Origin of the sequence: Gottfriedia luciferensis (assembly GCF_002156865.1) — a bacterium.
GTDB classification, from domain to species: Bacteria; Bacillota; Bacilli; order Bacillales; family Bacillaceae_G; genus Gottfriedia; species Gottfriedia luciferensis.
Window position 1 is genome coordinate 133,401 of record NZ_NCTA01000002.1, and the last position, 22,120, is coordinate 155,520.

Consider the following 22,120-nt stretch of genomic DNA (forward strand, 5'->3'; position numbering starts at 1 on the left):
CTAGCATTATTTTAACATCGAGATATATTAATACAGTAAAATCAAAATTCAAACAAAAAAAAGTCAAACCGGAGACTTAATAAAAGTACAGAACAAATTGACTAGCAATTTGTAAATACGATCATTAAGTATGTAGTTAGACTCTTCTATCATAAAATATTTAAGCTAATTTTTTCGTACAACTGTTCCAAATTCATCATTTGTTGATTTTCAAAACTCTAATGCTACTTCTACACATTTAAAGATTCATTAGTATCTTTTTTCTAAATTCTTTCGGCGACTCATTTGTACATTTTTTAAAAACTCGGCTAAAATAGTTTGGATCATTATAGCCTACTTGATAACAGATTTCCTTTAAACTTAATTCTCTTTTTTCCATTAACTGAATTGCTTTGTTAATTCTCATATTCATTAAATAATCACTGAACGTCTCGCCAGTTTGCTTTTTAAATAATTTACTAAAATAAAATGAATTTAACTTTAAATAATTTGCCACTTGCTCTAATGAAATATCCTCTATAAAATGATGCGCAATATATTCTCGAGCCAATACCATCATATGATTCATTTTAATTTCTTTTTCACGTTCAACTTTTGTCACTAAATTGATGATTTGCTGCTCCACAATTTTTCTCAATTGGTCAATTTCATCTATGTCAGGAATATGAAATTTCTCTACTTCAATAGATGAGTTACGAAGAGATTGAACAATTTCATTAAATAAAGAACTTAATTCAGCTCTAACTTGTGTAACATCATGATTAATAAACCCTTCAAATAATTGTTTGAATTGGTTCAGTAGTTCCTCCAAATCAGCTTTTCGAAAGTTTTCTATTAAAGTTTGTTTTTCTTCATCCGAAATGCTTAATGAAAATTTCTCTGAAAATAGACGAACTCTTGTTAAATCATCGCACTCTACACTTGCATTAAAAGCCTCATTATATGATTGTCTCAACCCTTCAATTCCTTGTTTAACGGAACCAATTCCAATCAACGTTTTATAGCTTGTTTGATTCTCTATATATTCAATCGTCTTCAAAGCATCCTCATATAATACGAGCTTTTGATGATTTTCTTCTTGATTTGACTCTACTGGAATAAAGACGACTAATTGACCATCTACTACAGGGCTAACTAAACAATCTCTCGAAGATTTCATAAAATGCCTAACGCATTCATAAATTCTCCTTTGTTCCTTTTCATCCTGAAGTATTTCTTTTGGAAATTTAATGACATTTGCATATCCAACTTCAATCTCAAAACCTAGAATTCTAGACAACTGATTCACGTTTAGTTCCTGAACCGTATTAAACATTAGCATTAATGTGCATTCATTTTCAGTTAACGGTCGAATAAGTGATAGATTTTCAATCGACTCTAATTCTTGTAATCTCTTCTTATGATCCTCTTCAATCTCTGAGGTCATCTTTTGAAGTAACGATATGATATGCTCTCTTTTAGCAGGCTTTAATATATAATCCTTAACACCTAATGAAATTGCTTCTTGTGCATATGTGAAATAATCATATGCTGTTACAATGAATATTTTTGTATCAGGTAGTTTTTGCTTAATAACAGAAACAGCTTCGAGCCCCTGAATACCAGGCATTTTTATATCCATAAAGATAATATGAGGTTGATATTCTATTGATTTTTCAATAGCTATACGTCCATTTTCAGCCTGTTCAAATTGAAATTGATTAGGCATAGATCGACTAATCATTAATTCAAGTCCCTCACGCTCTAATGGTTCGTCATCCACAATTAGTAATCGGTACATAGTTTCCCTCCTTCGATTTTAAAATTATGATGAAACAGGAAGTTTTAAAGTAATGGTTGTCCCTTTATTAATTTCACTTTTAATATCAACAATATCCTCTTCCTCATAAAAGAGGCGCCAGCGTTTAAATACATTTGTCGTACCTAATCCAGTTGAGCTTTTTTGCGATATGATCGGTTTAGATGAAGTCAATAAGGCCATTTTAGTTTCCTCATCTATTCCAGCGCCATTGTCATAAATTTCAATGGAAATATATTTTTCACGTTTTTTTATATTAATGCCAATGACTGCACCTTTTTCCATTCCTTCAATTCCATGAATAAAAGCATTTTCAAGAAGCGGCTGTAAAGTTAAGCACGGGACATTATACCCTAAACAAGATTCTTCTATATCTAATTCAAAGCGTACACGATCTCTAAACCTTGCCTTTTGAATCGAAAAATATTCTTCAGCATTTTTAACTTCTTCCAAAAGACTGACAGGTTCATCTAATTTTCGTAAATTATAGCGTAACAAATTCGAGGTAGATACAGTAAGGTCACTAGTCTGTTCAGCTCCTTCAATATAGGCTAACTTCGAAATAACATTTAGCGTATTGAACAGAAAATGTGGATTTATCTGACTTTGTAAAGCCTTTAATTCAAGTTCCTTCACAAGGCGTTCCTTTTCGACTATTTCGATATTTTTAATCATCAAATTACTCAAATTTTTTGACATTTCATTAAGTATTTTACCTAGAATACCAATTTCATTGTTTTGATACAATTTAGGAGGACCTACATTGAAATTTCCCTTTCCGATTTGCTTGGCCATATAAACTAGACGATTAATCGGAATAACAATGCTTCTGGATAGCCAAATTGCAAAAACAATACTAATGATCGTCGTGATAACAAACAACTGTACGCCTAACTGATTCATAGACTGAGTATTTTCAATAATCTTCAAAAATACTGGTTGATAATTACTTAGCTCCAAATCAACCAAGTTCTGGCTATCTTCCCGAATAAAACCCGATATTTTTTCTATATCACGGTATTGCTCAGTATAACTTGAAAAATTTTGAGAGATAAGATTGTCTGTAATCGATGATTCTAATTCTAAAAATGAATCAATCATATGTGTAAAGTTTTCTAAAACAAGTTGATTATTTTTAGTAGCATTATGTGTTAACAATTCTTTTTTTAATTTTTGCAAATTGTTTCGATGCTCTAAAATTGATCGATAGTTTTTTGGTTGTTGATTAATAATATAACTACTTAATAATCGTAAATTCTCTTGTGTCTCAAAAGAAATTTGCTTATATAAAAATATTTTATTAATCATTAAATTATAACTCTCTTGAACTTTCTTACCGTTTTCAAATATAAAAAATGAAACTAGATTCAATAAAATAACAAGAATAGGGATGAAAATAAATAGCTTTGTTCTAATTTTCAACGTTTCTCCTCCTGATCAACGTTTCTTTCGTCACCACCTCGGTTGGTGTAAAATTTTCTTTATTTATCGCCTTTCCATGCAATGAATCTATCAATAATCTTACGGATTGAAAGCCCATTTCATAAGGCTTCTGGATAACTGTTGCCTTAATGGATTCGTTCTGAACTGCTTGAAGTGTACCTTCAATATTATCAAATCCAAAAATTTCAACTTGATTTAACTTTAAATTTTTTGAAGCATTTAAAATTCCAATGGCATCTAAAGCACTAGTACCAACCATAATCGAAATATCTTTATTATTGCGTAGCATACTTTCAGCTTGGAGTTTTGCTTGAATAATTGATATATTTGAGGATACTACATCTTTTACGATTAATTTCGGATAATTTCTAACAACACTTAAAAAACCATTTAATCTCATCTGTTGACTTTCCGATTTTTCACTTCCAATAATAATTCCAATTTTCCCAACACCATTTGTTTCCTCTGCAACAATTCTTCCCAATTGTTCTCCTGCATCAAAATTATTTGTACCAACATAGGCTATACGCTTACTTTTTGGTGCATCCGTATCAATTGTAATAACTGGTATCTGTTGTGAAACCGCTTTATTTATTACCGGTGCAAAAGTTTTTTCATCAAGACTTTGTACGATAATGCCGTCAACTTGCGAAGCAATTGCCTTTTCTAATAGCTTAATTTGTTCTTCCGGACTTGTACGTAAAGGGCCGATATATTCTACATTTACTCCATAATTTTTTGCAGCAACATCTGCTCCCTGTTGCACTTTTCTCCAATATGGATTATCAAACTCCTGTGAAATGAGAACAAAATGAAGCTTTTTATTCGTTTCTACTTCACGATTCTGTAACTTCTGAACTGATTTTTCGATATTGTTAGCATTTATTTCAAAATGAATAAGTACATAGACAAATAATAAAAAAAGTACACTTAAACTAATCACCCATTTTTTCTCTTCCATAACGCCCTCCAGTCCTATATTAAATAGTACATTTTGATTAAAGCGTTTACAAGAATAATAGATAACTTACAATTATTTCCGATGGATAATTTCGTGTTACTTTACTTAAATATTTGGCTCTGTTAAAAAAGAATGTTGATTTCCGTTTCAGGATGCTCGCTTTCCATGGGGCGTGAGGCTTTAGCCTCCTCGGCAAGCCTGCGGGGTCTCACCCTTCCCGCTACTCCCATAGGAGTCTCCCACCTTTCACTCCAATCATTGTCTTTAAATATTCACAGTTTAAATTCTATAAAAGCTTTTTCGAAATGCCTTTTGTAATATATCAGCAACTAACATCAACAGAGCCAAATATAAGAAAAATTCATTATCAAAAAAACTCCTCAATTTTTTGAGGAGTTTTTTTTACTATTATATATTTTCACTTATTATCTTCTTATTAGTTGTTGATTTTCTTTTTTGCTTCATAGGTAAATAATAAAATAATAATGGAATTAATAGACCGATGACCCAAGCAATATCCGTTCCGTTTAGTGCTTTAGCAATTGGCCCTTCATACATTTCAGCGTTTACAAAAGGAATTTCGAGAATAACTGCAACGAAATAAGCGATAATTGCTGTCCAATTAAATCTACCATATTGGCCATTTACATTAAAAACATCCTGTATGTTAAATTCTCCCATACTCAATAAATAGTAATCAATTAGATTAATTGCAGTCCAAGGAACCATAAAGTAGGATAGCAATAAAATGAAGCTTTCAAAATTATGCAAGAAGTTTCCTTTTCCCCAAATAGAAAGTGATGTACCTATAATTACTGTTAAGAACACTAACCAAAAACGTGTTTTTTCTGTTGCTTTTAAATTTGTAAATGCTTCTAGAGTTGTTGTAATAGACATAAATGCTCCATATAAATTAAGTACATTTACAGCTAAAACACCTAAAACAATCACTAGATAGATGATTACCGAGAATTGATTTCCAACTAAATTAGCAAGACCTGTACTTGAGTTATCTAAAAACTTAGGGATCGCTAAACTTAACAAAACACCTAAGGACATCATCCATACTGTTCCGATTACTGTACCCGCATATGTATAGACAAATGTTTTTACTGACGAGGTATTTGTAGGTAAATACCTCGAATAGTCTGCAACATATGGTGCATATGTTAACTGCCATGTTGCTGCAATACTTACCATTAATAAAAACGGCCCTATTTTAGTATGTCCAATCGAAAACATTGTTGAGGACATAGGTAAACTGAGAGCTTTATACGTTACTATAATGAATACAATTGTAAAGATGATTGCAAAATATTTTTCCATTTTATGAATTAAATCATATCCAAATAACGTAATTAATAAAGTAACAATGCTAAGTATTATAATTCCAGCATTGACCGGTAATGAAAATGCACTGCTAATTGCCTGAGCTCCTAAAACACCGCTACTCGCAAAGAAGCCCATATACATAAGAATAACAATAACAAGAGGAACAACAGCTCCTATTACGCCAAATTGTGCTCGGCTTTGAATCATTTGAGGGATTCCAAGTTTTGGACCTTGAACCGAATGTGAAGCCATAAAAATTGCACCTAATAAATTACCAATTACAATTGCTGTCACACCCCAAAATAGATTTAATCCAAAGACAACTGCTAAAGCTCCAGTTACAAGTGTCGTAATTTGCATGTTTGCACTAAACCAAATTGAAAACAAACTACGCGCATTACCATGTCTTTCATCCTCTGGAATAAATTCTAAGGTACGTTTTTCAACATTCATCATCCATTCCTCCTTCATTCCGAAATTCGTAAATACAAGTAGAATTATATACTATTTTGATTTTTCTGAAAATAATTCTATTCTCTTATTTTAAGGGTTAAGTAGTTTTACATTTAGGGATTTTTCAAATGGGCAATATATAGCAAAGTCTGCTTATCTGTCTGGTCAGAAAAAGGATTTAAATTGAAAAGTGCGAACACCAAGTGGACGTTGTTGATAAAGTTGTGAACTATGTTGATATATTACAGAGTTTTGTTGATATATTAATAGTTTTCGTTGATATAAGCCTAAATTCGGTTGATATTTGCTCGTTCCCATTGTTTATTTTGATTTGATACGATTGAAAACAATAAAAAAGCGCTGAATCTCATTAGGATTCGACGCTTTCATAGTGGTTTTTGTAATTATTCACTACTATTCCTACTTATACTGCTCACCAATAATAATGGCACCGATTACTGGATCATAAAGAGGTACAGAGACCTCAACTTGTGGTAAAGCTGTACTTAACTTCTCTTTTAGCGCATTGAAATAATCGGAGGATTTAATCAACAAGCTTCCCGCAACGGATAGGCGGAATTTTTCTGACCCCATTTGTTTGCTGATTCCCACGACTAAACGAACTAATTTCTCAAGCTCTGTTTCAACAATCGTCCGAGCAGCTTCGTCTCCATTTGCCCATGCTTCAAGAATAATTGGTGCACATGAAGCTACCTGATCAACGGGTATTGTTTTGTCTAAATAGAGTAAATCCACAAAATCTTCCGGAGTTGTCAATTGAAAATGAGCAAGTAATTTTTTGGTAAATGTCGTTGGGGCAATAACCTTGTCATGCTCCTGCATTACAGCCGCAATCGCATGTAAACCTATTTTAAAGCCGCCACCTTCGTCACTAATTAATCCACCCCATCCACCAGAGCGAATCGTTTTACCCTTCGAATCAATTCCCATCACAATAGAACCCGTTCCGGCGATTATCAAAGCATCTTTTCGACTGCCGTTACCACCAACAAGAGCAATTTCTGCATCATTCACAACTTCTAAATGACATGTAAAACCACTTTCACGTAAAGCTGACAAATAGATTTCAATATCTTTCGGTCGATCAATTCCTGCAGAACCTAGTACGAGAATTGCATCATTTAATCGTTCAGCAAAACAAGAGATCAATGCTTTATAAATTTCTTGAAATATTGGTCTAAGGCCTTCTATGCCGATGTTATTATAATTAGACGTCCCAAAGTTTTGGTCAAATAGCGTTTCTCCATCTGGTTGCTCCTTGACCACAACCCTCGTTTTCGTTCCTCCGCCATCCATTCCAATAATCAATCGATTATCCATTATTTGCTGATCCACCCTCTCATTTTGGAATGCTTCCCTACTTTTTGTTTAATACACTAGTGGGATCGATAAAGAAATCTCTGTGCCTTGTCCTTGTGAAGAACATATGTCAAGAAATCCACCGATACTTCTAGCTCGTTCCTCCATACTGAATAACCCAACCCCTGTTCGGTCTATAAGTGGATTAAATCCTTTGCCATGATCTGTTATTCGAACATGCACTTCTTTTTCGTCTTCCCATATTTCAACAAGTGCTTCGGAAACTTCTGCATACTTCCCAATATTCGTTAATGCTTCTTGGACAATTCGATAAAGCGCAGTTTCTACATTCGGTTCTAGACGTCTTCGAAGTTTACAGTCGAATTTTACTTCAGTGTCATAATACTGTTTGAAATTATCTATATACGTTCGAATGGCAGGAATAACCCCAAAATCATCAAGCACTGAAGGTCGTAAATTCCAAGCAAGCCCCCTTACTTCACTAATTATTTCAGTAACCGTATTTCGAAGGTTTATCAATTCCGTCGATTTGCTACTTTGATTATCAATTAAGTGATCCAATTGGATTGTAAGTCCAAATAGACTCTGACCAATTCCATCATGAATTTCACGTGAAAAACGCTTTCTTTCCTCTTCTTGAATATGCATCAGTTTTAGCATCATTCGTTTAATTTCCTCTTCCGCTTCCTTCAAAGCTGTCACTTCATTACGAATCGCTAAATATTGATAAGGTTTTCCATTCTCGTCTACAAAAGGCATGATCGTAGTGTTTACCCAATAGAACGTGTTATCTTTTGCTCTATTTTTAATGTCACCATGCCAAACCTTCCCAGAGCCAATTGTCTTCCATAAATCCTTAAAGAAACTTCTTGGATGATAACCCGAACTGATAACACGATGATTTTGACCAATCAACTCTTCCTTCGTATATCTTGAAATCTCACAAGTTTTTTCGTTAACATACTGTATCACTCCACGATGATCGGTAATTACGACAATTGAAGACTCGTCTAATGCAACTTTTACATCAGTCAAATGCTTAAGGAGCAATTTTAAATTGTCACGAAATGAAGGGTCATCTATAAATTTGTCAATTTGAGAAAAGTTATTTTTAGCGATTTGCTCAATAATTTTAGAGTGATAATTTAAATCTACTTTACTCAAAATCAAGCAACCCCTTTTGAAAAGCATATTTTACTAAGTCAGGCCTCGTTCGAAGACCGATCTTTTCCATTAGATTACTTTTATGCGTTTCAACTGTCTTAACGCTAATGACTAATTGTTCGGCAATTTCTTTGTTGGAATATCCTCTAGCAATCCAAACCAATACTTCTTTTTCTCTTTCAGATAAAATTTCATACGAGCTTTGTAATCCTTCTTGTTGCATCTTAATCAAATATTCGTTCATTAATCTTTTTGTTGCAGAAGGTGTTAAATAAGCGTTACCTTTGTGAATTAAATGGATCGCATTCAGTAGTTCTTCATGGGGAGAACTTTTTAAAATATATCCAGAAGCCCCTGCTTGAATCGCTCTAAACAAATATTCATCACTGTCATGCATCGTTAAAATTAGAATTTTGGTATCTGGCATATACTCTTTAATTATTTTTGTTGCTGTAATTCCATCTTTTCCATTCGGCATACTTAAATCCATTAACACGATATCAGGAGTTAGCTCTTTTGCAAGATTAATAGCTTCATCGCCATCTGCAGCAACCCCAACAATTGAGATTCCACTTTTCCCATTCAGCAGAACCTCTAGGCCTGTCCGAACGACAATATGGTCATCTACAAGCAATACACGTACCATTGTCTTCCCCACCCTTATTTGAAAACTTTTTAACAAAGTTTCCTCTTTACAAGCATTTTTAGTTTATTTATTAAAATTTCAAGATTACTATACCCCTAAAAAAAATTTGAGTCTAGCTGTTTTTTTTAATATTGGTACCTCTTTCATATGGAAGTTTCCCAGTTTGAAAAAACAGTACTTTTGAATCACTTATGATTCTCTAATGGATAGGGGAATTTTGAAAATTTTGTTAAGGGTTTTTTCCCACTATCTTCAGAGTTTCCCCTGATTCTTAGACATTCAAATTTAAATTACACTTAGTATGTAGAAATAAATTCTCATTGCTAAACTTTTAGTAAACGTTATCAAAAAAAGTTTTTTGAAGAAATAGCTTTGAGAAAATCGATTCTATAGGGGGATAGTCTTACGAATGAAAAAAGAAGGAAGAGAAAATGTAGATGACTTAAAAGGTACATTATTTAGCGTGTTTGGAATCGGTATTTTTATTTTTCTACTTTGGTTTGGGATATACGGATTCTATCTATATCGTTAAATGGGAGAGGTGTTAAAATGCATTTGCATAAGTACGAAAAAATTTGGATGGCTTTTGGGATTACTTCATTAATTTTATTTTTAACAATCATCGGAATTACTGCATTTGGTTTTCACCATCACCCAGCAACGGGTATGGACATAATTGATCCAAATAAAGTGCATCAGACTGCACCATTTGATCATCCTGGTGTAAATAAAATAGATCGTGACCACTATGAAGTTGTATTAATTGCTAAAACATTTGGATATGAGCCTACTAAACTACAAGTTCCAGTAGGTAAAAAAATAGTTTTTAAATTAACGAGCACTGATGTTGTTCATAGCTTTTCAATTATTAATACAAATGTAAATATGATGATCGTACCAGGACGTATTAACACTAAAGAATATACGTTCAAGAAACCAGGTAATTATTTAATTCTATGTAATGAATATTGTGGAGCAGGACATCAATATATGCATACTTCGATTGAGGTGGTAAAAGGTGAATAATATGATTACTAAAAAAGACTCTAGACTAGCCTTAACAAATATCGTAACCGCCTATATTGCTTTTTTAATAGGTACATTTTGTGGACTTTTACAGGTTTTTATCAGAAATAATGCTTTAGAACTTCCAGCATGGCTCGATTATTACCAGGTTTTAACTGCCCATGGTGTATTACTAGCCTTAGTTTTTACTACCTATTTTATTTTTGGATTTTTAGTTACAGGCATGAGTAAAACATTGGGTGGATTCGGCTCAAAAGTACGTTTCTTTTCTTGGGTTGGTTATCTTGTCATGACGATTGGAACATTGTTAGCTGTTGTTATGATTCTATCAGGGAAAGCTTCGGTTTTATATACATTCTACGCTCCTTTAAAAGCAAGTGGATGGTTTTATGTGGCTTTAGCTTTATTTGTAGTTGGTACATGGTTTAGTGGAGGTTCACTAATCGGACATTATCTTGTTTGGAAGGGACAAAACAAAGGAAAACTAAGCCCATTATTTGCATTTATGACGATTACGACAATTGTCCTTTGGATCATTGCGAGCTTAGGTGTGGCAGCGACTGTACTATTCCAGTTCATTCCATGGGCGTTTGGTTGGGTAGATACAATCAACGTTGAATTAAGCCGTTCATTATTTTGGTATTTTGGTCACCCGCTCGTTTATTTTTGGCTTTTACCTGCATATATCGCATGGTACACCATTGTTCCGAAAATGATTGGTGGAAAAGTCTTTAGTGATTCACTTGCAAGACTGTCTTTTATTTTATTTCTATTATTCTCAATTCCAGTTGGATTCCATCACCAACTTCAAGAACCTGGGATTTCTAGTTTCTGGAAATTTCTACAGACAATTTTAACGTTTATGGTTATTATTCCTTCATTAATGACTGCATTCTCTATGTTTGCAACTTTTGAAACGGCTGGACGAAAAAAAGGTGCTACTGGACTGTTCGGTTGGTTTTTTAAATTACCGTGGAAAGATGTTCGATTCACTGCTTTATTTATAGCTATGTTCTTCTTTATTCCTGGTGGAGCTGGCGGAATCATTAACGCAAGTTTCTCATTAAATGAAGTCATTCATAACACACTTTGGGTAGTTGGACATTTTCATATTACAGTAGGAACTCCAGTCGCAATGACGTTTTTCGGGTTAACTTTCTGGCTCATACCTTACTTGACCGGTAGAAAGCTAACAAAAGCTATTCAAAAATTAGCTTTTATCCAAATTATCACCTGGTCAATCGGCATGACCTTAATGTCAACTGCAATGCATATTTTAGGACTTTTAGGAGCACCAAGACGAACAGCATATACAGATTATGCCAATCATCCCGCAGCATTGGAATGGTTTAACGGGTTTTTAACGAATCATGTAACAGTAGCAGTTGGTGGATCAATCTTATTCCTATCAGCAATGATCTTAATCTTAATTGTTTTACAATCATTATTTACTTTACCAAAAGCAGAATCTAATACCGAGTTCGTCGAGTTTCCACTAGCAGAAAGTGACATTGAAAATACACCCAAAATTTTGGAAAACTGGTGGCTATGGATTGGAATAGCTCTACTATTAATTGCAATTGCCTATTCGATTCCTTTAGGTGCTATGATGCAACATCACCATCATATGCCTACTGGATCTAAAGGATTTATAACTTGGTAGGAGTTGAATAATATGTTTGTTTTTACCTTTTCACTAATATTAGTGATGACAATTAGTATCGCAATATGGGTTGAAATTGATACGATTGAAGAATAAATTGAAGCATGAATAGAGTTTCAACTAATCTAAATATCAGAGTTAGTGAATTTTATTTAGACACTAAAAGGCAACGTTTGATTAGAACGTTGCCTTTTACTTTTTCACATAAAAAAGATGAAGAGGCTAGGGTGACTACGATCGTCAATTTTCCTCTTCTTCTTTATCAGATGTACGCCTTTAAAACAAGTTCTGCTAGGCAATCCACATGCGTCAACTGTAATTGACAACACAATAGATGTTGGTGTACGTTCAAAACTGAATAAAAAATCGCCTTTTTTTGTTTTACATATGTTTTATGAGACTGGATAGTTCAACAGACTTTTGCGTACAACGCTTTATAGCTGAAATGATAGCTGTTCTTAAGCCTTTTTCCTCTAATATTGCTACAGCTTCTATTGACGTTCCACCTGGAGAACAAACCATGTCTTTCAATGCACCTGGATGTATTCCCGTTTCCAGTACCATTTTTGCAGAGCCTAATACAGCTTGAGCTGCGAATTTATATGCTTGATTTCTTGGCATACCATCTAATACAGCAGCATCTGCCATGGCTTCTATAAACATAAATACATATGCTGGCGAAGAACCACTTACAGATGTTACAACATCCATTAATTTTTCGTTTACTATTTCTGTTTGGCCAAAACTATTAAAAATATTCAGTATATCCTCTAAATCTTTTTCTGTAACCATTTCATTAGGACATAACGCAGACATTCCTTCTCCAACAAGAGCAGGTGTATTAGGCATTACTCTTACAACCTTTAACTTTTTATTAAAAGCTTCCTCAGTACTTTTAATGCTTTTTCCTGCAGCGATAGTTACGACTATAACATCGTTTTTTATCTGTTCGTTTATTTCGTTAATTACTGATGAGTATAGGTCTGGTTTGATAGATAAAATTAAAATGTCAGCATTTTTAGCTACCTCATTGTTGTCAGTAGTTATAGTTATATCATATTTTTTACTAGCATTTTTTAAATTTGTCTGGTTTAAATCTGAACAAATTATTTTATCCGAAGGCACTATATTTTTGGTTATCATCCCACCAATCATAGCTATCCCCATATTTCCGCATCCAATGAATCCAATTTGTTTATCCATATTTACTCAATTTTGCTCCTTCTAAAATAAATTATATCTGTTTGAAATTATTATTCTGAAAAAACTAATAATATCCCATACAATATAAAAAAACATTTTAAGAGAGTACATTGTTTTTTGCAATATAAAAAAACTTATGTTTAGACATGAATTTCACTTTATGCTTAGAGATATTTAGAAAATTAATTCAATTTAAAAAATTCCTCTTGACATAAAAACGCACTATATTGCATAATGTATAAAAATCAAATTGAAAATCGTCGAAGGGAACTAGTACATATATCTTCTTGCGAAAGAGAGTGGAATTCACCGGCTGAAAGATTCCTCGTATAGAAAGTATCGAACCTATCCCTGAGTCTTAAACGAAAGTTTAGGCGTATACCTTCGTTATAGGTGTCAAGCGGATATATATATTTATATCAATAAAGGTGGTACCGCGGAACAATGATCGTTTCGTCCTTTTTATTAAGGGCGAAGCGGTCATTTTTATTTTGCTCTTTATTGCTAAATAGCATGTTAGAAGTTTAATTTACAAAAAAATTCGCATTTAGAATAGGAGGTACAAAAGTGAAAAAACAGCGAATTGTCGTGAAAATTGGAAGCAGTTCTTTGGCAGTTAATCATGGAGGTATCTCTGAGGATAAGCTTTCTGATCATGTTGCTGCTTTGGCGCAATTGAAACAGGAGGGACATGAAGTGTTGCTGGTTACATCTGGGGCAATTGCTGCAGGTTTTTCTGCTCTTGGGTATCCAAGTCGACCTGTAACAATTAAAGGGAAGCAGGCTGCCGCGGCTGTAGGACAAAGTCTGTTAATGCAGGCGTATACGGAGGAATTCCGTAAATATGGTATCGTTACCGCGCAGCTTTTGCTGACGAGAACAGATTTTTCTAGAAAAGATCAATACAGTAATGCATATGCCACTTTAGGAGAGCTACTAAATCGTTCCTCTCTACCAATAATCAATGAAAATGATTCAATTTCTTTAGAGGAGCTCACTTTTGGTGATAATGATATGCTGTCAGCTTTAGTGAGTGGGCTTGTTTCGGCGGATATGCTCATGATTTTTACGGATGTGAACGGTTTATATGACCAAAACCCTCAGAAAAATGCGGATGCGAAAAAGTATTATTTCCTCCCTGAGGTTACAGAAGAAATTGATTCTCTTGCTGAAGATGCGGGCTCAAAACTTGGGACTGGCGGTATGAGATCAAAAATCGATGCTGCAAAGACGGCACTATCTCTTGGAGTGAGTGTATTTATCGGAACAGGATCTGGACAGGAGAAGTTTTTAGATGTTTTGAAGGGTAAAGGTGATGGAACGTATATCGGTAATGCTCCTCAAAAAGTGATTAAGATGAACAAGCAATGGATCGCGCTACATTCGCTTGTTAGTGGACAAATTGAAGTAGATGCCGGGGCTGCCTCTGCCATCATACATAATGGAAAAAGTCTTCTTCCTGCTGGTGTTACTAATGTGTCTGGGTTCTTTCGAGCGGGCGAAGTTGTGGAGGTCATTACACAACAAGGACTCTTGATAGGGAAAGGTCAGTGTAGATATAGTGCAGAGGAACTACGAGATATAAAAGGGATGCAGAGTCACGTCATTCAGGCTCAAGGCGTAAGACATAACTATGAAGTCATTCATAGGGATAATTGGGTTTCATTTTAAGAATAGAGAGGATCCGTTCAAGTGTAGCGGGCGTAATCCTCCGTCCTAAATCTGATTGATCTACTTAATATCTATGTAGAAGAGTCTTGGATGATCGTACCAAGTTGTCAAAGTTAAACATGCCTCAAGTTTATATTTTGAATCTTAAAAAGGAGGAAATGAAGATGAATGAAGTATTAGAAAAGGGACAAAAAGCGAAAAAGATAGCTGGAGAACTTGTTCTCAAATCCACAGTTCAAAAAAACAAGGCACTTGCTGCGATTGCAGATCAATTGATAATAGAAACACCCTATATTTTGGAGGAGAACAAAAGAGATATTGAAGTAGGTAAAGCAAAAGGAATGTCTGCTTCTATACTTGACCGCCTTACTCTGAATGAACAGCGCATTATTGATATGACAGAGGGTATCCGGCAGCTAATTGATTTGCGTGATCCTGTTGGAGAATGTGTAACCACATGGGAAAGACCGAATGGATTGTCTATTCAAGAAATGCGTGTGCCACTAGGTGTTGTCGGGATGATTTACGAAGCGCGACCGAATGTAACTGTGGATGCGGCCACAATTTGCTTGAAAACAGGAAACGCAGTAATCTTGCGTGGCAGTTCTTCCGCAACTTATTCTAACAAAGCCATCGTAGCTGTCATTCACCGAGCTCTTAAACAAACGAGCTTGCCTCCAGAAAGCGTACAGCTCATTGAAGATACGTCGCGAGATAGTGCAAAGCAGCTGTTTACGTTAAATGAGTATTTGGATGTTCTTATCCCAAGAGGTGGTAAACAGCTAATAGATACTGTAGTGAGAGAAGCGTCTGTTCCTGTATTGGAAACAGGTGCGGGAAATTGTCACATTTTCATTGATAAAACAGCGGATAAACAGATGGCATTTGATATTATTATAAATGCAAAAACACAGCGACCATCTGTATGTAATGCAATTGAAACAATTATACTTCATGAGGAGTGGGCGTACCGATTTGGTACCGAGCTCTTTTCTTCCTTAAAGGAAAAAGGAGTAGAGCTACGTGGAGATAAGAAGGCACTGGCTATCGATTCTTCAATTATACCTGCTTCAGAAGAAGACTGGGGAACTGAGTTTTTGTCCCTCACGCTGGCAGTCAAAATGGTCTCCTCTGTTGAAGAAGCTATTAACCACATCAATACTTATGGATCCATGCATTCCGAAGCGATTATTACAGAAAGGGAAGAAAGTGTGAACAAGTTTTTCACGTCCGTAGATGCCGCGGCGCTCTACCATAATGCTTCGACTCGCTTTACTGATGGTTTTGAATTCGGCTTTGGTGCAGAAATCGGCATCAGTACTCAAAAGCTACATGTAAGGGGACCAATGGGACTTCCTGCATTGACTTCTACAAAATACGTGATTCGTGGAAATGGACAAATTCGGAGATAAACCCGTTTTTCCACATTTTTCATTCCAACTTTTTTAGCAAATCATTATTATTTTTCGAATAAAGTCTTGATGCAAAAAGAGGGAAAAGGCTTGAGGTGACTGCGTTCGCCCCTTTTTCCTTTTCCCTGTTCGTGCAATTTATCAGATGTTTATTCTGATTTTAGCAAAGGTTTATTTTGGTTATCAGAAGTTGATTTGTTTACGCCTTTAAAACAAGCTCTGCCACACACTCCACATGTGCAGTATGCGGGAACATATCAACAGGCTGTAAATACTTCACATCATAAGATTTACTTAATACCTTTAAATCCCTAGCTAAAGTTGAAGGGTTACAAGATACATACACTAATTTCTTTGGTTTAATTTTTAAAACTGTATTTAAGAATTCTTCATCGCAGCCTGTTCTCGGTGGGTCAGTTACGATAACGTCTGGTTTCCAACCTTCATTTAACCATTTTGGTAATACTTGTTCAGCTTTACCAGCTTCGTAATGAGTGTTTGTAAATCCATGACTTAATGCATTTGTTTTTGCATCGATAATCGCTTCTTTTGTAACGTCCATACCTCGAACTTCCTTTGCATCCTTTGCAAGCCAAAGTCCGATTGTACCTACACCACAATAAGCATCTACAACTTTTTCTGTTCCAGTAAGTGCTGCTGCTTTTTTAACTTCATCATAAAGCTTTACTGTTTGTTCAGGGTTTAGTTGGAAAAATGCTCTTGCTGATAGTTCAAATGATAAATCACCTAGCTTTTCTTCGATTACTTCTTCACCTGCTAAATAAACTGTTTCACGACCAAAAATAACTGAAGTCATTTGATTATTAATATTTTGCATTAAGCTTGTAACTTCAGGCATTCTCTTTTTAATTTCACTGATCAGTTCATTTTTTTGTGGGAATTCTTTCGAACCCGTTACTAAAACAAGTTGGATTTGGCCTGTACGTAAACCAACACGAGCTACGATTGTTCGAATAACCCCTTTATTTTTACGTTCATTATAAACAGGTATATTTAAACGAGTTAAAATTTTCTTCACTTTACCTGTTACTTTATTTAAATCTTCATGCTGAATTGGGCAATGTCCAATATCCACAACATTGTGTGAGTTTTGTGTATATAATCCAGCAATAATTTTATTTTTTTCTAGCCCAGCTTGCAGCTGACTTTTGTTACGATAATTCCAAGGATTTTCCATACCAATTGTTTCTTTTATTGGCGTTTTTTCTAGTAAATCTTTCGCATACTTTTCCATTGCTTGAATGACAATATCTCGTTTATAACGAAGTTGCCCTTCATAAGATGCGTGCTGTATCTGGCATCCACCACATTTTTCATAAATTTTACAAGTAGGCTCTACACGATCATGTGATGCCTTTCTAATGCGTTGAATCTTTCCTTCTGCATACCCATTGCGGACATTTGTTACTTCTGCAACTACTTCTTCTCCAGGTAATGCTCCTTTAATGAATACAACTTGACGTTTGAAATAGCCAACACCTTCACCATTAATTCCAATACGCTTAATTGTTAATGGAAAAGATTGTCCTACTTCTAATTTATTTGTTAATTGATTACTCATATATACAACTCCATTTATTCTATGCTCTTCCAAAGATAAAGGGCAGCATAACTACCAAACGGTGAAACTTGCTCTTTCACATAATCCATTATCTCTTTTGAAGGTTTTTCATCTAAATTTAAAAGCTTTTGAAGTGCAATTTGGATTCCAACGTCACCAACCGGAAAAATATCTTTTCTACCTAAGCCAAATAATAAGAAATTCTCAACCGTCCAAGGACCTACCCCTTTAAGCTTAATTAACTCCTTGGCTATTTCTTCTGAAGGCAATTTCCGATACTCTTGGTGACTTAATACTCCTTCACTCCATGCTTTTGCAATTCCAATCATATATTCAGCTTTTCTTGTACTAAGCTGTAAATCTCTTAATTCATCAATCGTTAACATAGCAATTTTTTCAGGCGAAGGAAAGAACCAAGCATTACCAATTCTTTCTCCATACATTCGAACAAATCGTTTTGTTACTTGTATTGCAAATGTACGCTGTATTTGTTGATGAATAATACATGTAATTAAACAGGCAAAAGGATCATTAGATACGGTTATTGGTGTATGTCCAAAAAGGTCTACTAGAGGAGAAATCGTAGTCTGTCTTAAATGATGGTGTAGTTCTTCAAATTCCGTTTGCCATTGTAAAATAGTAGCAATTTCTTCAAGAATTTTTTCCTTATTTCCATGTTCACAAATTACTTCAAATTGAACTGGAACATCATTTATTTGCTTAACTTTTACGATTGCGCGATCATCATCTATATAGACTGGAATGCTTAAACGCTTTTCAGCAGTATGAACTGTAAATGTTGGTTCATGCTCTAATCTTTTTAAAACTTCTTCCCATTGATATGGCGTATCTAAAGAAACTTCTTCCTTCCACATGCTCCCGTTCCTCCTTAATTACTCTGAAGTGTATTATAGCATAACAAGTACCTCTTAAGTAAATTTGTGTGGAACGCAAAAAACTAGAGACAAATATCTCTAGTTTAAAAAAGATTTCAATTATCTAATTAACCTTTTATAAAACAAAAAAAGCTTGGGGACTAGGCAAGCTTTTTTTTTTGACACATTAAATTTTTAAGGGAATGGGGAAACTTTCAAGTCCAATCAGGCTTCTAAACTTATCAAATAGCGATATAGGTATTTGATATTCGCTATAATCAAATGATAACGATTATCATTATCAAAGTCAATAGTTTTTCGTAAAAAAACTACCCTTATAAAATAAGAGTAGTCATTGTTTCGGTAAATAAAACTCTGGATTAAAACCATTTTTCTCCATCATTAAATCATCTAAACTCTTGAAACGATATCCTCTTTTATGTAAACCCGTAATGATTGCATCCATTGCTTCCGCATTATCTTTTGATACAGTATGCATTAAAATAACCGCTCCTGGATGGATCATTTTCATAACATTATCGTACGCATATCTCCAACCTCTTTGTTGATCAACTTTCCAATCAACATATGCTAATGACCAGAAAATATTTTCATACCCTTGTTTATTAACTACTGCTAAAGTTCGTTCACTAAAAACTCCTCTTGCAGGTCTGAAATATTTCATATCTGTTCGGCCGGTTAATTCTTGGTATGCCATTTTCACTTGTTCCAATTCTTCAACGATTTTTTGATCCCCTATCGTTGTCATATCAGGATGACTCCATGAATGGTTTCCGACTATATGCCCTTCATTTACCATTCGTTTTACTAATTCAGGATTTTCCTTAATATAATGGCCAGTTATAAAAAAAGTAGCATGAACACCTCGTTTCTTTAATACATCTAAAAATTTCGGTGTAAAGCCATTTTCATATCCATTATCGAAAGTCAAATATACATCTTTTTTCGAAGTATCTCCTAAATAAACAGACCCACTTTTTAATACCAGTTTATTAAGTTGTTCACCAGCATCCGGTGGAATCTCATTTTTTGTACGAACAATTCCCCAACCATGTGGCGTATTACTATAGGCAAATGTAGTACTAGGAAATACTAAGATGAAAGTAAGAATAGATAAAATAATTTTTTTCAATTCATTCACCTCACTTAAAGCTAGTATTTGTAAATAAATTAGAAATATGAACAGTATTAGCATAGTTTTGAAATTAAAATAAAATTTTTTAGAAAGAACTAGAATCTAACGAGTTTTTGATTAATTTAGTCAAAAATTAGTTAATAACAATCGAAAAGTAGTTAGCTTGCACTTTATTTGCAGCTTTGGACGTGTTAATTGCTGTATTTATGCTTTTATTTGCCGTTTTATAATTTTTAATTGTAGTTTTCGAATTATTAATTGCAGATATGCATTTTTTATTTGCAGTTTTTGTACTTTTATTTGCAGTTTTCATATTTTTATTTGCAGCCACATCTCTATTTGCCGTATGTCAGCTTTTATTTGCATCCTTCTTCATCCTATTTGCAGATGCGCATTCTTTATTTGCCGTTTTCATACTCTTTATGCACTCACATCTTTATTTGCAGTATATCGGCTTTTATTTGCAGCCTTCTTCATCCTATTTACATATATCCCACATCATAAATCCCCTCAACAAAAAAAGCAATGTCATCTAAATGACATTGCTTTAACTCATTAAAATACTTTTTCAGCCATAGTAGCTAATTTTTCTAGTGAGCTCTTATCTACATCTTTATGCAATGAGTTCCCATGTGAATCCATTGTTACAACTGCTTTGAAATCTTCAACTTGTAAGTGCCACATAGCTTCTGGAATACCAAATTCTAAGTAGTTTACGTCTTTTACTTCTTTAATACATTGTGAGTAGTATTGTGCTGCTCCACCAATTGCATTTAGATAAACTCCACCGTGCTCTTCTAATGCTTTTAATGTTTTTGCACCCATTCCACCTTTGCCGATTACAGCGCGGATGCCAAATTTTTTCATAATGTCGCCTTGGTATGGCTCCTCACGGATACTTGTCGTTGGGCCAGCAGCTTTAATATGATATTTGCCTTCTTCGTCTTTTAATACTACAGGTCCACAGTGATAAATAATTTGTCCATTTAAATCTACTGGACAATCGTGGTCTTTTAAATGATGGTGGATTGCGTCACGTCCTGTATACATCATTCCACTAATTGAAACAACGTCTCCAACTTTTAATTCGCGAATTTGTTCTTCAGTAATTGGAGCTACTAATTTTACTTCACGAGGTGCTTCAGTTGTTTCAGTTACCTCATTTGTAAAGCTAATTTCTTCGCCATCGCGATAAATCCATTCTGAGATTTCACCAGTTTCAGCGTTGATTTTCATTCCTAAACGGCGGAATGCCCAACAGTTATACGCTACTGATACGAAGAAACTTGCAGGTAAACGGTTCATTACACCAATTTTACAGCCTAGTAGAGTTGTTTCTCCACCAAAGCCCATTGTACCTACACCAAGCTTGTTTGCATTTTCCATAATATATTCTTCCATTGCTTTAAGCTCTGGAATTGGATTTTCATCATCATTTAAACGGAATAGTTGATCTTTTGCTAGCTCATAACCGCTAGTACGATCTCCTCCAATACCAACTCCGATGAAGCCTGCACTACAGCCTTGTCCTTGAGCTTGGTAAACGCTGTGTAGTATACATTTACGGATTCCATCTAAATCACGACCTGCTTTACCAAGTCCTTCAAGTTCACATGGTAAGCTGTATTGGATATTTTTATTTTCACATCCGCCACCTTTTAAGATTAGGCGAATATCGATATAGTCGCTTTCGTGTTGTTCAAACTTAACAACTGGAGTACCTGGTCCTAAGTTATTTCCACTGTTTTTTCCGAATAAAGAATCTACAGAGTTAGAACGAAGCTTACCATCTTTTGTAGCCTGTTCAATTGCAGCATAAATTGCTTCCTTTATTACAAGCTGGTTTACACCAACTGGCGTTTTTACTTTAAAAGTAGGCATACCAGTATCTTGGCAAATCGGTGAAACATCACCCTCAGCCATCATAATATTATTTGTAATCGTTTCTAATGCGATCGCACTTCTTGTACCAGCAGTTTCACTTGCTTTAGCTTGACGGATTGCTTTACGCACATCCTTTGGTAAATTTGTTGATGTTTCAACAATTAACTGATAAATACTCTCTTGTATCTGTTGCATTACTGCTCCCCCTCAACCCTTTATAAAAAGCCAGAATGTTCCCGTATTCATTATAATACAATTTTTAATAAACGGCATAAAAAAAAGCCCATTTAAATGGACTTCCTTAAGCGCGATTAACCTCACGACATTTTGTTTCTAAGTCATCTAGAACTGATAGTAATTGATCTAATTCTTCTAAGCTTAGCTCTTCAGCTTCTAATGATTCAATCGTTTCCATGACCGAGTTAAAACGTTCTTTAATATAAGATAATTGTTCAACTGAATTTGACATGAGTTTCTCGCTCCTTTTTATATACTTATAGTCTTATTATA

At 34.5% G+C, this 22,120-nt stretch carries 17 protein-coding genes, 1 pseudogene and 1 other annotated feature; of the genes and pseudogenes, 5 read left to right on the forward strand and 13 right to left on the reverse strand.

The genetic code is table 11. The features are described from left to right. Positions 1-238: 238 nt before the first annotated feature. From B7R67_RS02880 to B7R67_RS02910, 7 genes are all read right to left on the reverse strand, one after another. Positions 239-1,780 carry a response regulator gene (locus tag B7R67_RS02880; protein WP_088067371.1) on the reverse strand — a complete coding sequence of 514 codons (1,542 nt, stop codon included), beginning with the start codon at positions 1,778-1,780 and terminating at the stop codon, positions 239-241. A 24-nt stretch (positions 1,781-1,804) separates the two neighbouring features. Next, positions 1,805-3,220: a sensor histidine kinase gene (locus tag B7R67_RS02885; RefSeq protein WP_088067373.1), complete on the reverse strand. Its 1,416-nt coding sequence runs from the start codon at positions 3,218-3,220 to the stop codon at positions 1,805-1,807. Further along, on the reverse strand, positions 3,210-4,202 hold the full coding sequence (locus B7R67_RS02890) for a sugar-binding protein (protein ID WP_088067375.1): 993 nt from the start codon (positions 4,200-4,202) through the stop codon (positions 3,210-3,212). The genes B7R67_RS02885 and B7R67_RS02890 overlap by 11 nt, the downstream gene beginning before the upstream one ends. 408 nt (positions 4,203-4,610) lie before the next feature. Then, on the reverse strand, positions 4,611-5,987 hold the full coding sequence (locus B7R67_RS02895) for a purine-cytosine permease family protein (RefSeq protein ID WP_088067377.1): 1,377 nt from the start codon (positions 5,985-5,987) through the stop codon (positions 4,611-4,613). A 420-nt stretch (positions 5,988-6,407) separates the two neighbouring features. Beyond that, positions 6,408-7,328, reverse strand: a complete 921-nt coding sequence (locus tag B7R67_RS02900) for an N-acetylglucosamine kinase (RefSeq protein WP_088067379.1) — start codon at positions 7,326-7,328, stop codon at positions 6,408-6,410. Positions 7,329-7,376: 48 nt separating this feature from the next. Beyond that, on the reverse strand, positions 7,377-8,459 hold the full coding sequence (locus B7R67_RS02905; protein ID WP_407920370.1) for a PAS domain-containing sensor histidine kinase: 1,083 nt from the start codon (positions 8,457-8,459) through the stop codon (positions 7,377-7,379). Between the two features lie 25 nt (positions 8,460-8,484). Beyond that, positions 8,485-9,138, reverse strand: coding sequence for a response regulator transcription factor (locus tag B7R67_RS02910; protein WP_088067383.1), 654 nt, complete (start codon positions 9,136-9,138; stop codon positions 8,485-8,487). A 409-nt stretch (positions 9,139-9,547) separates the two neighbouring features. Between B7R67_RS02910 and B7R67_RS02915 the strand changes: the two genes are divergently transcribed. From B7R67_RS02915 to B7R67_RS02925, 3 genes are read left to right on the forward strand one after another with little or no spacing between them, the layout of a single operon-like run. Next, positions 9,548-9,670, forward strand: a complete 123-nt coding sequence (locus B7R67_RS02915) for a cytochrome c oxidase subunit 2A (RefSeq protein ID WP_088067385.1) — start codon at positions 9,548-9,550, stop codon at positions 9,668-9,670. A gap of 17 nt (positions 9,671-9,687) precedes the next feature. Next, the gene (locus B7R67_RS02920) at positions 9,688-10,164 is read left to right on the forward strand and encodes a cytochrome c oxidase subunit II (protein WP_088067387.1); all 477 of its coding nucleotides are present in this window, start codon (positions 9,688-9,690) and stop codon (positions 10,162-10,164) included. A gap of 1 nt (position 10,165) precedes the next feature. Next, a complete protein-coding gene (locus tag B7R67_RS02925; protein WP_088067628.1) occupies positions 10,166-11,827 on the forward strand; it encodes a b(o/a)3-type cytochrome-c oxidase subunit 1 in 1,662 nt (553 codons plus the stop codon). A 381-nt stretch (positions 11,828-12,208) separates the two neighbouring features. Here the strand turns inward: B7R67_RS02925 and proC are convergent, their stop codons facing one another. After that, a complete protein-coding gene (proC, locus tag B7R67_RS02930; RefSeq protein ID WP_088067389.1) occupies positions 12,209-13,030 on the reverse strand; it encodes a pyrroline-5-carboxylate reductase in 822 nt (273 codons plus the stop codon). 251 nt (positions 13,031-13,281) lie between these two features. Then, positions 13,282-13,494, forward strand: a binding site (T-box leader). A gap of 103 nt (positions 13,495-13,597) precedes the next feature. Between proC and proB the strand changes: the two genes are divergently transcribed. Together proB and B7R67_RS02940 are read left to right on the forward strand one after the other, a co-directional pair. Then, positions 13,598-14,701, forward strand: a complete 1,104-nt coding sequence (gene proB, locus B7R67_RS02935) for a glutamate 5-kinase (RefSeq protein ID WP_088067391.1) — start codon at positions 13,598-13,600, stop codon at positions 14,699-14,701. A 164-nt stretch (positions 14,702-14,865) separates the two neighbouring features. Beyond that, positions 14,866-16,113, forward strand: a complete 1,248-nt coding sequence (locus B7R67_RS02940) for a glutamate-5-semialdehyde dehydrogenase (RefSeq protein WP_088067393.1) — start codon at positions 14,866-14,868, stop codon at positions 16,111-16,113. Positions 16,114-16,312: 199 nt separating this feature from the next. Here the strand turns inward: B7R67_RS02940 and rlmD are convergent, their stop codons facing one another. The 5 genes and pseudogenes from rlmD to B7R67_RS22290 all read right to left on the reverse strand — a co-directional run bounded on the left by rlmD (position 16,313) and on the right by B7R67_RS22290 (position 22,079). Beyond that, positions 16,313-17,695, reverse strand: coding sequence for a 23S rRNA (uracil(1939)-C(5))-methyltransferase RlmD (gene rlmD, locus B7R67_RS02945; RefSeq protein ID WP_088067395.1), 1,383 nt, complete (start codon positions 17,693-17,695; stop codon positions 16,313-16,315). Between the two features lie 14 nt (positions 17,696-17,709). Beyond that, entirely contained in the window at positions 17,710-18,570 is an 861-nt protein-coding gene (locus B7R67_RS02950; protein ID WP_088067397.1) for a DNA-3-methyladenine glycosylase family protein, read from the reverse strand. 352 nt (positions 18,571-18,922) lie between these two features. Then, a complete protein-coding gene (gene pdaA, locus B7R67_RS02955) occupies positions 18,923-19,723 on the reverse strand; it encodes a delta-lactam-biosynthetic de-N-acetylase (protein ID WP_235822071.1) in 801 nt (266 codons plus the stop codon). A gap of 558 nt (positions 19,724-20,281) precedes the next feature. Next, positions 20,282-21,799 (reverse strand): annotated as a pseudogene (locus B7R67_RS02965) (fumarate hydratase); the annotation flags it as partial. A 112-nt stretch (positions 21,800-21,911) separates the two neighbouring features. Then, positions 21,912-22,079, reverse strand: coding sequence for an SE1561 family protein (locus tag B7R67_RS22290; RefSeq protein ID WP_088067404.1), 168 nt, complete (start codon positions 22,077-22,079; stop codon positions 21,912-21,914). Between the last annotated feature and the right edge of the window lie 41 nt (positions 22,080-22,120).

What these genes read in the sequence shown, in the direction of transcription:
- B7R67_RS02880 (WP_088067371.1), bottom strand. Translation starts at nt 1,780, where the DNA reads ATGTACCGATTACTAATTGTGGATGACGAACCATTAGAGCGTGAGGGA.
- B7R67_RS02890 (WP_088067375.1), bottom strand. Translation starts at nt 4,202, where the DNA reads ATGGAAGAGAAAAAATGGGTGATTAGTTTAAGTGTACTTTTTTTATTA.
- B7R67_RS02895 (WP_088067377.1), bottom strand. Translation starts at nt 5,987, where the DNA reads ATGAATGTTGAAAAACGTACCTTAGAATTTATTCCAGAGGATGAAAGA.
- B7R67_RS02900 (WP_088067379.1), bottom strand. Translation starts at nt 7,328, where the DNA reads ATGGATAATCGATTGATTATTGGAATGGATGGCGGAGGAACGAAAACG.
- B7R67_RS02910 (WP_088067383.1), bottom strand. Translation starts at nt 9,138, where the DNA reads ATGGTACGTGTATTGCTTGTAGATGACCATATTGTCGTTCGGACAGGC.
- B7R67_RS02915 (WP_088067385.1), top strand. Translation starts at nt 9,548, where the DNA reads ATGAAAAAAGAAGGAAGAGAAAATGTAGATGACTTAAAAGGTACATTA.
- B7R67_RS02920 (WP_088067387.1), top strand. Translation starts at nt 9,688, where the DNA reads ATGCATTTGCATAAGTACGAAAAAATTTGGATGGCTTTTGGGATTACT.
- B7R67_RS02925 (WP_088067628.1), top strand. Translation starts at nt 10,166, where the DNA reads ATGATTACTAAAAAAGACTCTAGACTAGCCTTAACAAATATCGTAACC.
- proC (WP_088067389.1), bottom strand. Translation starts at nt 13,030, where the DNA reads ATGGATAAACAAATTGGATTCATTGGATGCGGAAATATGGGGATAGCT.
- B7R67_RS02940 (WP_088067393.1), top strand. Translation starts at nt 14,866, where the DNA reads ATGAATGAAGTATTAGAAAAGGGACAAAAAGCGAAAAAGATAGCTGGA.
- rlmD (WP_088067395.1), bottom strand. Translation starts at nt 17,695, where the DNA reads ATGAGTAATCAATTAACAAATAAATTAGAAGTAGGACAATCTTTTCCA.
- B7R67_RS02950 (WP_088067397.1), bottom strand. Translation starts at nt 18,570, where the DNA reads ATGTGGAAGGAAGAAGTTTCTTTAGATACGCCATATCAATGGGAAGAA.
- B7R67_RS22290 (WP_088067404.1), bottom strand. Translation starts at nt 22,079, where the DNA reads ATGTCAAATTCAGTTGAACAATTATCTTATATTAAAGAACGTTTTAAC.